The following is an 11,728-nucleotide window of genomic DNA, read 5'->3' on the forward strand; positions in this document are numbered from 1 at the left end:
TCCTAATTAATTTTTATTTGTTGATGACCATCCCACGCGGAGACATCTGAGACGACAATGTTGTTGCCTGTCGCTAATCCTTGTTTTATTTCAATATGGGTTGCTGACATTTGTCCAAATTCGACTGTTGTTGATTGGGCATATTCGTTGGCTGTATCTAATGCGTAAATGGTGCCTGTGCTGTTTGCTTTAGCAAACATGGGACGTTTTACAAATAACACATCATCGAGTTTTGCTATTTCAATAATGCCGTCAACAGACAGTTCAGGGCGTGCTTCTTTTGGAATGTCACCGACTAATTCAACATCGACTTGTACAGAGCCATTGATCACCGCAGGATCAATGCGTTTGACAATGCCTGTTGTGATATTTGCGCGGGTGTCGATGGTGACGTGTTGACCTAGAGCAACATGGCTGACTTGTTTTTCGGGAACGCGTAGTTCAGCTAAAAATTCGCCACTTTTGGCAAGGCGGGCTAGATTAGTGCCTGCATTTACACGTTGGCCAAGCTCCAGCGGCATTTCTTGTACAATACTATCAATCGTTGCTTTAACCGTTAAGCCGTCCACTTGGCTTTGCATTCTGCTGACTATATGCTGCATGCGTTTTGATCGCGCTGAAAATGCTTTTATTTGTGCTTGCATGTTTTCGCGGCTTTTTAGTAAACGCTTTTGTTCTAGTAGCCAACGCTGCTTAAATTGGTTTACATCAATTTTTACTTCTTCATGAGCTATTTTTGATACCGCGACGATATCTTGTGCAATTAAAGATTCTTGCGCATTAAGTGTTAGTAGGGCACGTTCATAATTTAATTGGCTATTGATCACTAAAGCTTCTTGATCAAATACTTGTGACTCAAGGGCAATTTTTTGAGCATGAAGTTGCGCCTTCATTTCTTCTAATTCCCACTGGCTTTCTTCAAGTTGTTGCTCAAGCTCCGGGTTACTTAAAACCATTAAGATATCGTCAACTTTTACGCTGGCACCGGCTTTAGCATAAATAGCTTCAACACGACCACTGATATTGGTGGCTACCCAGCGAATATCTTTGGGTACAAGCACTCCGATACCACGAACGGTCACCTCAAATTGCCCCCGTTTTACGGTATCGATTAACAAGGTGTCTTTAGTGGCAATTATATTACTGACATTTGAGCGTGATATTTGCCAAATCACCATCACTAATACTAAGCATATCCCAGCAATAATATAAGGTTTCTTGTTTGCTGCTTTTTGTTTTTTTCGGATTATATCCATTTAAAGTAACTTAAAAATGCTGATCATAACTAGATATAGCAGTTTCAATGCCAATAAAAATAACCTTTAATTATCAATTGACTAATTTTTATTTTGCACAGAGTAAAGTCACAGTGTGTCGATAATGGGACTGATAAAAAGGCGCGGTGTGTCGTTATTGGGATCGCTTTAATTAAAAAATTTAGAGCATACTAAAAAGTACAGAAGCGACGAGCAGTATCGCCATAAAAATATTGAACGCTTGTAGACGTTCAGGGCGGTTTAGGCATATTTGTAATTTTTGCCCAAGTAATGTCCACGCGCTGACACAAGGCAAATTTACCAAGCCAAAAATAACACCGACAATCACGACCGCCCCGATGCCTTTAGAAGGCGCATATACACTCACTGCGCTTAATGCCATGGTCCACGCTTTCGGGTTTACCCATTGAAATAAAGCCGCTTGGACAAAGGTAAAGGGTTTAGTATCGCCATTTTCAGCGCCAACAGGTGTTTTATTACTGGCAATTTTATAAGCAAGATAAAGTAAATAAGCAATACAAAGCACTTTTAATAGTTGATAACTTAACGGAAAAACATCAAATAATTGCATTACTCCTAAACCAACCAGCACGAGCATTATCACAAAGCCAATTGTTACGCCCAATAAGTGTGGCAAAGTGCGCCTAAAACCAAAGTTAGCGCCAGAGTTCATCAGCATTAAGTTATTAGGCCCAGGCGTGACAGAAGAAACAAGCGCAAATAGCGCCAATGCTGATAATAATTCAATATTCATATTTAATGCTCACTTAGTTGCTTGTATTTATGCAATTATATGTTTATTACCTCGCAATTTTTTCGCTTATTAATGCAACTAAAATTATTTTTGACAATTTAAAATGAAAAAAGATCGAATAAACGACAGAATATTGCAAGAGCTAAAGCTCAATGGCCGAATTGCAAATGCTGAGCTTGCAGAGCGAGTTGGTTTATCGCCATCAGCTTGTTTGCGCCGTGTGCAAGAATTAGAAAAAATAGGTGTGATCACGGGGTATCGTGCAGTGATAAATAATCATGCGTTTGGGCTGGGGTTTGTTGCATATGTTGGTGTGGGCTTAAATGAGCATTCTACTAAATCACAACGTACTTTTGAGCAAGCGCTGGAGTTTATTGATGAAGTAAAAGAATGTCACAATGTGACCGGTGCATTTGAGTATTTATTACGAATAGAAACCGCAGATATTAAATCTTATAAAGCGTTTCATGCGGATGTGCTAGGGTCAATACCACAAGTGCGTACAATAACCTCTCATGTTGTGATGGATTCACCTAAAGATGAGCGGGCGTAGAAGCTAATTTATCTGCGATTAATTTAGCCATTAAAGTACCTGCGTTAATTTTTGAACGAAGGTACTTTTTTGATAAAGCGACAGCTTAAGCGTTTATAAATCCGACTTTTGAGCTAACTACTCACTTTCTCCACGGGCAGCTTTTGTTAATTTAACTAATGCCTTACGCACAGCCATTGGGCTGTCACAAAGCACATTAAATGCAATGTAATAGTTACGTTGTTGGCTTTGCAGGTAAAACCCCTGTGGTAATAGGCCGCTCATAATGGGTGATGGGTCATTTACATTGCAGTGTTGTTTTAAAATTAAGCTCATGGCATCTAGATGATCGCCGTTCATATGCTCAATCATATGTTGTTCTTGTTCTTCATCCCACGGCTTAGAGGGTTGTAGCCACTCATCTTGTTCTAACCAAAATATTTTTCCAAAGCCCCCGATATAACGCACGCGTATTGCATCTAATTGCCAAAGATTAAAATCATGAGCGTTACGATAGCTTTGTGCTTCTGGGTAAAGGACTATGTATTTGTCGATTAACGATTCAGCTTTATCGGTGTCAACTAAACGGCCATCACCCACAATTGTTACACGGCCATGCTCATTTTGATCGCCTTGCTCGGCGGCATCAAATACCGTTAAACTCATGCGGCTATCATGTTGTAGGTTTTTGGTATGCTGGGCGATATTGCTAATAAAAAAGTAAATACGGCCTTGCTCGTCGCACATATAAGGGGCGACGGAGCCAAAAGGGTATCCTCTTAAGTTATGAGAAAGGGTCGACATAACCCCACTACTTTTTGTGAATACTAACGTTTTTGCATCGTGAAGGGCTTGCTGCCTCATAAAAATTCCTGGCGTTGAAAGTCGCAAAATCTAGATTTGTTTATTGTTACACGTAATTCTGCTGTTAAAATGACTATTTTGCAAATGATTCTTGTTTACGGTGGAGTGATTGCTTTATATTAGGCACATTCTTATCAAGTTGCTCATGCATGTTGTTACTTGTTGGCGTTAATCGAAATTTTATCCAAGCACTCATGCGGTGTTAATAGGATAGAAAAGGGAGTTATTTTGAATATTTATAAGTATTATTGGTATGTATGCTTGATGCTTTTTAGTGCATTTAGCTCTGCGGCTGAGACCGTTAATGTTGTTACCCAGCAAGTTGAGCAGCAGCAACTTGCTCCTAAAGTGACGCTTACGGGGTCATTAAAAGCGCAGCGTCATGCGCAACTTTCGGTACTTGCTGAAGGGGTAGTCACCGATATTTATGCTGAGGCAGGTCAATACCTAAAACAAGGCGAACCTTTACTCGCGTTAGATTCCGCATTAATTAAAGCACAATTACAAGCCAATAAAGCGGCTGTAGCTCGTGCGCAAGTAACCGTTGATGATGCTAAGCGTCGTTATACTGAAGCGCAATCTTTATCCAAACAAAAATTATTTGCAGAGACCGAACTTGCGCAGCGCTACGCAGCCGTTAAAGGTGCTCAAGCAAGTTTACTTGAAGCCCAAGCGAACGAAACTTACCAACAACAGCTTTTAGTGCGTCATCAGCTAGTTGCTCCTTTTAGTGGCATTATTGCTAAGCGTATGGTGAATGTAGGGGAGTGGGTTACCCGTGGTCAAAGCGCCTTTGAATTAGTGAACAATGACAAGCTGTGGCTTGATTTATATATGCCTCAAGAGCACTTTGCAGCAATAGATATTGAAACCATAGTTGAAGTGTATTTAGCTTCACGGCCAAATGAAGCATTTACAGCAACAGTCATTGCGAAAGTACCTGTGATAAATATCACTCATCGTAGTTTTTTATTGCGTTTACAACTTAATAATACGGGTGACTTACAAGTTGGTTTATCGGCAAGTGCAGCAGTGTCATTAAAGCCAACGGCTAAAGCCAGTGTTGTTATCGATAGAGATGCGCTGTTACGCCACCCTGATGGAGGCTTTAGTGTTTTTACTGTGCTTGAAGGAGTCGCTGTAAGGCAAAGTGTTCAAGTAGGCGCGCGTATGAATAGCCAAGTAGAAGTAATTGAAGGTCTAAAAGCTGGGCAATGGGTGGTAACTCAAGGCAATGAATTATTACAAGATGGTCAAGCAGTTAAGACGATATCGCCAACGGGGATTCAATAATGCTCGAAGGCGCAGTTAAACATGCAACATTGGTGACGGTTGCGGTACTTATTGCATGTATTTTAGGATTAGTAGCCGCGTTTAAAATTCCTGTTCAGATGATCCCTGATTTAGATGTTCGCACTATCACTGTGGTGACCCAATGGCCAGGTGCTACACCACAAGATGTTGAAAAAGAAATACTCATAGAGCAAGAACGCTATTTACGCTCGCTCCCAAATTTAAAGCGTATGTCGAGTTATGCAAATACCGGCGAAGCTGAGGTTGAACTCGAGTTCCCATTTGGCGTTGATGTTAATGAGGCGCTTATCAATGTTAGTAACGCATTAGCACAAGTGCCTGATTACCCAGAAAACGTCGATCAACCCGTGCTCTACAGTAGCTCATTTTCATCCAATGCTTTTATGTTTTTTTCATTAAAACCGCAGGCGGGTAATCCGCTTAATATCGATATCGACATGCTACGTGATTTTGCCCAAGATAACGTACGTCCAGAAATGGAACGTGTGGCTGGTGTATCACAGGTTAGCGTTCGAGGCGGGGCGTTGTATCAAATACAGATATTGATCGATCAGCAAAAGCTTGCAAGTCGAAATATTAGTTTGATAGCAGTGCGAAATGCGATACGTAGCCGCAATCAAGATGCTTCAGCGGGTGATATAGATAGCGGAAAACGCCGTTACTTACTGCGTATGGTTGGGCGCTTTCAATCGGCGCAAGAACTAGAAGAGTTAGTCATTGCTCAGCATGAAGACCGCACTGTACGTCTTAAAGATGTTGCGAAAATAAAATTAGACCATTATGAACTGAGAAACATTTCTTATAACGATGGCGAGCGTAATTTAATGCTATCGGTACGCCGCGAAAGTGGCTCAAATGTAATGGCAATTAAAGACGAAATGACGCAAGTTGTACAGCGTATTAACCGTGATTTATTAGCGCAAAATGGCCTGCAATTAACCCTACTCAGTGACGACGTGCGTTATGTAAAAGGCTCAGTTAAAAATGTATGGACTAACTTAGCTATTGGGGCGTTACTGGCAACTTTAGTGATGTTCTGGTTTTTAAAAAGCCCGCGTTCTACGTTGATTGGTGTAATGGGTGTACCAATTTGTACGATTGCCGCATTTTTAGGTTTATTACTCTTTGAGCGAACCATTAATGTTATTTCATTAGCGGGGGTTGCCTTTGCGATTGGCATGACGGTTGATAATACCATTGTGGTACTTGAAAATATTGAGCAAGCTAAACAACGTGGTCTGTCAAAATTAGCAGCCGCTATTGCTGGCGTGCAAGAAGTATGGCCTGCGGTTTTAGCTTCAACAATGACCACAGTATTGGTGTTTGCACCTATTTTATTTATTACACAAGAAGCTGGCCAGTTGTACTCAGATGTTGCGATTGCCATTTCTGGGGCCATTATAGCTTCTATGCTGGTCGCGTTATTAGTTGTACCCGCGGCTTCTGCACGGTTTGCTTGTGTAACAAAGTCTGATGGCACAATGACATCGAAAATGCGACTACCTCAGTTTATTCCTGCATTTTTAGCCTCTAAAGTTCAGCGTTCAGTGTGTGTTGTTGTGGCTGTAATCGGTTTAATTGGTGGCGCTTGGTTATTTATGCCGGAAGCCGAATACCTTCCTGAAGGTGAAGAACCAAAAGCGTTTTCAATGATGATAGCACCCCCAGGATATAACTTGAGCCATATGCAAAAAATTGGTGATGAGTTATTGACCTATTTTAATAATCATTTAAATGCACCAAGCAGTGACTTTGCGCAGGGGAAAACCGATTTACCATCATTAAAGTATTATTCGTTATCGGTTGGGGTGGGCAATATTTGGTTTTTAAGTGAGCCGAATAATCCAGAGCATATTGACGAAATGATGGCGGCGATAACCGCTAAATTTAAAAGTTACCCAGGAATGCGAGCATTTTCATCACGAGGCTCGATTATCTCTAGTAACGACGGTGGTACGCGCGCGGTAGCACTAGATATTAGTGGTACAGAGCAAGTGGACTTATACCGTGCTGCCGATGCTGTATACCGCCTTGCGAGTGAGGTGTTTGATAATCCACAAGTTGACTCTGAGCCGTCTTCACTAACGCTTGATCAGCCATTAATTGAAATTCAACCTCGTTGGCAGCGTCTTGCTGAGGTGGGCATGACCGCCGATGAGCTGGGCTATACCGTTGCAGCACTTAGCGACGGGGCCTATGTTGATGAATTAATTTTAGGTGATGATAAAGTGGATGTGTTTATATTCTCAGAGGCAGGTAACAAGCAAAGCTTAGAGGGGCTTGAGCAAGCACCCGTCGTAACATCGCAAGGTTTGTTGCCGTTAAACGCCTTGGCTAATTTAAGCGAAAAAGCCGACAGTGACAGCCTACGCCGAGTAGATGGGCGCCGTACAGTAACTGTTTATATTATTCCACCGAGAGATGTAGCTCTAGAGCGGGCCCAACAAATGGTCCGAGAAAAACTATTGCCACAGCTGCAAAAGCAGGGCGATTTATTACCTGGGGTAAATATAAGTATTGGTGGCGCTGCAGATCAGCTTGAAAAAACACGCAATGCATTAAGCAGTAACTTTATAGTGGCTTTAGCCTTGTGTTATTTGCTTTTAGTGGCAATTTTTAAACACTGGGGACAGCCTTTATTTATTATGGCAACGGTGCCTTTAGGCATGGCTGGTGGCCTACTTGGATTAAATGCAATTAACGCTGTAGGTTCTGTATTTGGTGGGTTTTATCAACCGTTTGATATGATCACTATGCTCGGCTTTTTGATTTTACTGGGCACAGTGGTGAATAACCCAATTTTAATTGTTGATCAAAGCCGTCGTAATTTAGCCGCAGGGCTTGAGGCTTATCAAGCTGTTATTGGTGCACTGGAAACGCGATTAAAACCAATCGTTATGTCAACAATGACGACCTTATGTGGCTTAGCGCCATTGGTATTTATACCCGGTGAAGGCTCTGAGTTATATCGTGGAGTCGGGATCATTGTCCTATGTGGCATTGCTGTTTCAACGGTTGTAAGTTTAACCGTATTACCAGCTTTGTTATTAATGGTTTATAAGCGCAAGGATTAACACCACGAAATTAAGCTCGGCGTTAGTCGAGCTTAATAGTTAAAGCTGTGGTGGTATAAATTGAAATTGCACAGCGTATGAGGTTAATGGCTTACGATTTGGCTTATTTATTTAGCTGATCGTATTTTAAAGCTTTGCTTAGCTTATTAATGCTGTCATATTTTAGCCCGTAGTTAGAAGGAGTAGCTAAATGAAGACGGTCGTTGTGTTAGGCGGATATGGTAACTTTGGTAAAAGAATTGTTGAAAATCTAGCAAAAACAGCAGGAATAACAATACTTATTGCAGGTAGGAATAACGATAAAGCAATTGCACTTGCTAAGCATTTACAACCGAAAGTAGCCGCTATTTTAGCGCCTTTAGTTATTGATATTTTTGCTGATGATTTTAAAGCTAGATTAACAAGCCTTGCGCCATTTTTGGTTATTCATACTAGTGGGCCTTTTCAAGGGCAAGATTATAGAGTACCCAATGCGTGCATTGAGTGTGGATCACATTATATTGATTTAGCTGATGATCGCAGGTTTGTTTGCGATATTAATCAGTTGGATAGCAAAGCTAAAGAAAAGGGCGTACTTATAGTTAGTGGTGCCAGCTCTGTGCCGGGTTTATCTTCTGCGGTTGTCGATCATTATCAAAATCAATTTAGTACTATTGAATCAATTAATTTAGCGATTGCGCCAGGCAATAAAGCGGAGCGAGGTGTGGCTACCGTTGCTGCAATATTATCTTATACCGGACATCCGCTAAGTGTGTTTAAAAGCGGTCATTGGCAAGATGTCTATGGTTGGATGGACTCAAGGGTAAATGATTTTGGCAGCTTTGTTGGTAAGCGTTGTTTAGCCAATGTGGATGTGCCCGATTTAGAGCTTTTCCCGAATCGCTATAACGTATCACAGCAAGTGAGTTTTCAAGCGGGTTTAGAGTTGGGCATATTGCATTGGACGATGGTGGGGATGGCTTACTTATCAAAAATTGGCATTGTGAAAAGTTGGGCGCCGTTAGCGAAAGCCATTGTGAGCACGAGTAATCTTTTTTTACCATTTGGCACACAAGATGGTGCAATGGAAGTACTCATTAGTGGGCAAGATCATAGTAATAAAACAAAACAAATTAAATGGACACTGTACGCACCAAAAGGTAATGGTCCATATATTCCAACGCTTTCAAGTATTGTATTAGCCAAAAAATTGTTCAGCAGTGAGGCGTTTATTGCAAAGCAGGGCGTGGGTGCAATACCATGCGCAGGGTTATTTGAGCTTGATGATTTTAGTCATTATTTTGATACGCTCGGTATCACATATCAACAAGAAATGTCGTTAGATAATCAAGTGCAGTACATATAATGGAATATTATTTGCTCTTAAAGTTACTTCATATTCTTGCTGCAGTTGTGGTAACGGGAACTGGCGGCGGTATTGCTTTTTTTATGTTTATGGCAAATCGTTCCAACAATCCACAGGTTATTTATATTACGGCTAAGCACGTTATTTTAGCAGACTGGATTTTTACAACCCCAGCAGTCATTATTCAAATTGTCACGGGCATAATGTTGATGGGCAAGTTAGGGTACTCGTTTTCAGCCCCTTGGTTTTATTGGGTTGTTGGGTTATTTACTTTTATAGGTGTGTGTTGGTTGCCTGTGTTGCGTATTCAATACAAATTACGTGAGCTTGCTAAATTATCGGTAGAGTTAAATCAAGTTACAGCAGAGTTTAAATCATTGATGAAAACGTGGACTTTATTAGGAATTCCCGCTTTTGCCGCTATTTTAGGGATATTTTGGTTAATGGTGTTTAAACCATTTTCGCTTGTGTGAGGTGGCTTGGGTATGTATAACTTTAAGCAAGCAACATTGCTGTATGCTACAAAATACGCATTGGCATTTTTGTGGATTTTTACCGGTTTAACCTCCGTATATTTTGCACCTGACGTTGGCTATGAAATTCTTGCGGGCGCCAATATTGTAGGTCTACCAGCTAAAGCAGCAATTTACGCTGGTGGTATGTTAGATATAGCACTTGGGCTTTGGCTCGTCACATCTTTTAAAACCCAAGTATGCTGTCTTGTTCAAGTGGCGGTAATCATTACTTATACTGCGCTGCTAACGTTGATAGATGCAAGCTTTTGGCTGCATCCGTTTGGGCCAATTACTAAGAATATTCCAATTGTTGTTTTGATCTGTTTTTTATTTAGTGAAAATAAAAGTCAAATTACAATTAAGTAACAAAGGGCTAGCGTTGACTCGCCTCTATTTATTTACTCATACCCTCTGGCCTTTTTAGTTTTGATTATCGCAATATAGCCATGCCAGCTGGCGTAACTAAGTAGCGGCATAATCACAATAAACCCTGTTGCTCCGGTTGCAAAACCCAGCGCCACAAGTACAAAAATACAGATAGACCACACCACCATTGCAGAGAAATTAGTTTTAACAGCGTGCATGGACGACATGACAGCGGTCATAATATCGACCCGTCTTTCCATCATTATTTGCGGCGTAAACGCTGAAATTGCAAATACAGTGACTAACAAAACCCCGCCAATAATGGAGCCTAAGGTTAAAAATGCTGATAATTCTTCAAAGGTAGGGTTAGCATGGCTTGGGTAAAGTGCATGTACTAAGGCTGCAAGGCGCATCCAAACAATCATAATAACCATCAACAAAATTGCAAAACCCCATTCCCCAACAGGATTCCTAAACATTGATTTTAACGAATGTGTAAGTGTGGGTTTATGCCCTTTTTCAAGCTCCCATGCTACATCATATAAGCCAACAGCAAATGCAGGCCCAATTAGAGCAAACGCGACGGTTGCAGGAATAATCACAATATAAGTTCCTGCAAATACGGCGGTGTAAACAATAGCTAATGGAATAATAGTAAAAATTAATCCGTAAATTAAGCTCAGTATTGGTGCTCGCGTCATATCTTTAAACGCAAGAGCAAGCCAATGAAATGCAGCGAATGTATTTACCTTATTGCATTGCAAACAGCGGGCAAACTCTGTGTTTTTATCAACCGTATTTGTTGTCGGCATAAAAGTGCTCCATTTGATAGGTACTCTTTAGGTTTAGAACATAGATGTATTATTTACAAATCATCAACTAATTATTTGTAGCTTGCTATTAGGGCGTGTTGACCTTTCGTGATTGATTTTGCAGCAGTATGTTTGGTATTTAGGCAAGGCAGCGCCTATGCAGTGTGGTTGTTCCCCATAAATAGGCGATAACGCAGTATAAATGCCAAACATGCGCTGCCCAAAGGGTTCTTCCTAGGGGCGATTGACTCTTTGTTGCTCGGTTTTGACTTAGCCCGCTAGGTTACAAACCTCGCGCCGCGATTAAATCGCCCCTAGATTGAACAAATTTCAATCCACAAAGGTCAACACGCCCTAGCATCTTCAATGGCTGTTAAGTGGTCGCTTGTTTAAAAACTAATTAATTAGTTGATAGATGGAATTATGCGCGCTATAGTATTTAAAACTAATTAATTAGTAGATTAAAAGAAAGGGTTAAATACGATGGCTAGAAATAAATCAAACCAGCTTACCGATGGTGAGCAAAGTATTATGGAAGTGCTTTGGAAAAATGGTGAAGCATCTGTGCGCGACATAACGGATGAACTATCAAAAGAGAAGCAAACGGCTTACACCACAACACAAACCCTGTGTAAGATCCTTGCTGAAAAAGGCTATGCTGATTTTAGAAAAGAGGGTAAAGCGTTTATTTATATCCCTAAAATCACTCAAAAAGAGGCCCGACAAAGTGCATTAACCTCAATGTTAAACAAGTTTTTTGGTGGCTCACCCAAGGTGTTGGCGCAACACTTAATGCAAGAGACCGACATAGACCTTGATGATCTAGAAGCGCTGCAACGTAAAGTCGACCAAAGTAAAGACTAACAAACCAAGAT

Annotated in this window: 11 protein-coding genes; 7 read left to right on the forward strand and 4 right to left on the reverse strand. The window is 40.9% G+C overall.

The window, feature by feature from the left end; translation table 11 throughout:
- Positions 1 to 2: 2 nt before the first annotated feature.
- Both A7967_RS01585 and A7967_RS01590 read right to left on the reverse strand, forming a co-directional pair.
- Positions 3 to 1,256: an HlyD family secretion protein gene (locus tag A7967_RS01585; RefSeq protein WP_054203449.1), complete on the reverse strand. Its 1,254-nt coding sequence runs from the start codon at positions 1,254 to 1,256 to the stop codon at positions 3 to 5.
- A gap of 181 nt (positions 1,257 to 1,437) precedes the next feature.
- Positions 1,438 to 2,031 carry a LysE family translocator gene (locus A7967_RS01590; protein ID WP_064435304.1) on the reverse strand — a complete coding sequence of 198 codons (594 nt, stop codon included), beginning with the start codon at positions 2,029 to 2,031 and terminating at the stop codon, positions 1,438 to 1,440.
- 103 nt (positions 2,032 to 2,134) lie between these two features.
- On the opposite strand from A7967_RS01590, the gene A7967_RS01595 reads away from it, so the two are divergent.
- On the forward strand, positions 2,135 to 2,584 hold the full coding sequence (locus tag A7967_RS01595) for an Lrp/AsnC family transcriptional regulator (protein WP_054203447.1): 450 nt from the start codon (positions 2,135 to 2,137) through the stop codon (positions 2,582 to 2,584).
- A 117-nt stretch (positions 2,585 to 2,701) separates the two neighbouring features.
- Here A7967_RS01595 and A7967_RS01600 read toward each other — a convergent pair whose 3' ends face one another.
- A complete protein-coding gene (locus A7967_RS01600; protein ID WP_064435305.1) occupies positions 2,702 to 3,427 on the reverse strand; it encodes a HugZ family pyridoxamine 5'-phosphate oxidase in 726 nt (241 codons plus the stop codon).
- Positions 3,428 to 3,655: 228 nt separating this feature from the next.
- On the opposite strand from A7967_RS01600, the gene A7967_RS01605 reads away from it, so the two are divergent.
- The 5 genes from A7967_RS01605 to A7967_RS01625 all read left to right on the forward strand — a co-directional run bounded on the left by A7967_RS01605 (position 3,656) and on the right by A7967_RS01625 (position 10,041).
- On the forward strand, positions 3,656 to 4,720 hold the full coding sequence (locus A7967_RS01605) for an efflux RND transporter periplasmic adaptor subunit (RefSeq protein WP_244507083.1): 1,065 nt from the start codon (positions 3,656 to 3,658) through the stop codon (positions 4,718 to 4,720).
- Positions 4,720 to 7,815 (forward strand): efflux RND transporter permease subunit, encoded by a 3,096-nt coding sequence (locus tag A7967_RS01610; protein ID WP_054203445.1) that lies wholly within the window; start codon positions 4,720 to 4,722, stop codon positions 7,813 to 7,815. The genes A7967_RS01605 and A7967_RS01610 overlap by 1 nt, the downstream gene beginning before the upstream one ends.
- Before the next feature lie 190 nt (positions 7,816 to 8,005).
- Positions 8,006 to 9,160 carry a saccharopine dehydrogenase family protein gene (locus A7967_RS01615; protein ID WP_064435306.1) on the forward strand — a complete coding sequence of 385 codons (1,155 nt, stop codon included), beginning with the start codon at positions 8,006 to 8,008 and terminating at the stop codon, positions 9,158 to 9,160.
- 11 nt (positions 9,161 to 9,171) lie between these two features.
- On the forward strand, positions 9,172 to 9,633 hold the full coding sequence (locus A7967_RS01620) for a DUF2269 family protein (protein ID WP_235575736.1): 462 nt from the start codon (positions 9,172 to 9,174) through the stop codon (positions 9,631 to 9,633).
- 12 nt (positions 9,634 to 9,645) lie between these two features.
- Positions 9,646 to 10,041, forward strand: a complete 396-nt coding sequence (locus A7967_RS01625) for a DoxX-like family protein (RefSeq protein ID WP_054203442.1) — start codon at positions 9,646 to 9,648, stop codon at positions 10,039 to 10,041.
- Positions 10,042 to 10,073: 32 nt separating this feature from the next.
- Here A7967_RS01625 and A7967_RS01630 read toward each other — a convergent pair whose 3' ends face one another.
- Entirely contained in the window at positions 10,074 to 10,853 is a 780-nt protein-coding gene (locus tag A7967_RS01630; protein ID WP_054453771.1) for a DUF2189 domain-containing protein, read from the reverse strand.
- A 483-nt stretch (positions 10,854 to 11,336) separates the two neighbouring features.
- Between A7967_RS01630 and A7967_RS01635 the strand changes: the two genes are divergently transcribed.
- Positions 11,337 to 11,717, forward strand: a complete 381-nt coding sequence (locus tag A7967_RS01635) for a BlaI/MecI/CopY family transcriptional regulator (RefSeq protein ID WP_054203440.1) — start codon at positions 11,337 to 11,339, stop codon at positions 11,715 to 11,717.
- Positions 11,718 to 11,728 lie beyond the last annotated feature (11 nt).

It is taken from the genome of Pseudoalteromonas neustonica, assembly GCF_001653135.1.
Classification (GTDB): Bacteria; Pseudomonadota; Gammaproteobacteria; order Enterobacterales; family Alteromonadaceae; genus Pseudoalteromonas; species Pseudoalteromonas neustonica.

What these genes read in the sequence shown, in the direction of transcription:
- A7967_RS01585 (WP_054203449.1), bottom strand. Translation starts at nt 1,256, where the DNA reads ATGGATATAATCCGAAAAAAACAAAAAGCAGCAAACAAGAAACCTTAT.
- A7967_RS01590 (WP_064435304.1), bottom strand. Translation starts at nt 2,031, where the DNA reads ATGAATATTGAATTATTATCAGCATTGGCGCTATTTGCGCTTGTTTCT.
- A7967_RS01595 (WP_054203447.1), top strand. Translation starts at nt 2,135, where the DNA reads ATGAAAAAAGATCGAATAAACGACAGAATATTGCAAGAGCTAAAGCTC.
- A7967_RS01600 (WP_064435305.1), bottom strand. Translation starts at nt 3,427, where the DNA reads ATGAGGCAGCAAGCCCTTCACGATGCAAAAACGTTAGTATTCACAAAA.
- A7967_RS01610 (WP_054203445.1), top strand. Translation starts at nt 4,720, where the DNA reads ATGCTCGAAGGCGCAGTTAAACATGCAACATTGGTGACGGTTGCGGTA.
- A7967_RS01615 (WP_064435306.1), top strand. Translation starts at nt 8,006, where the DNA reads ATGAAGACGGTCGTTGTGTTAGGCGGATATGGTAACTTTGGTAAAAGA.
- A7967_RS01625 (WP_054203442.1), top strand. Translation starts at nt 9,646, where the DNA reads ATGTATAACTTTAAGCAAGCAACATTGCTGTATGCTACAAAATACGCA.
- A7967_RS01630 (WP_054453771.1), bottom strand. Translation starts at nt 10,853, where the DNA reads ATGCCGACAACAAATACGGTTGATAAAAACACAGAGTTTGCCCGCTGT.
- A7967_RS01635 (WP_054203440.1), top strand. Translation starts at nt 11,337, where the DNA reads ATGGCTAGAAATAAATCAAACCAGCTTACCGATGGTGAGCAAAGTATT.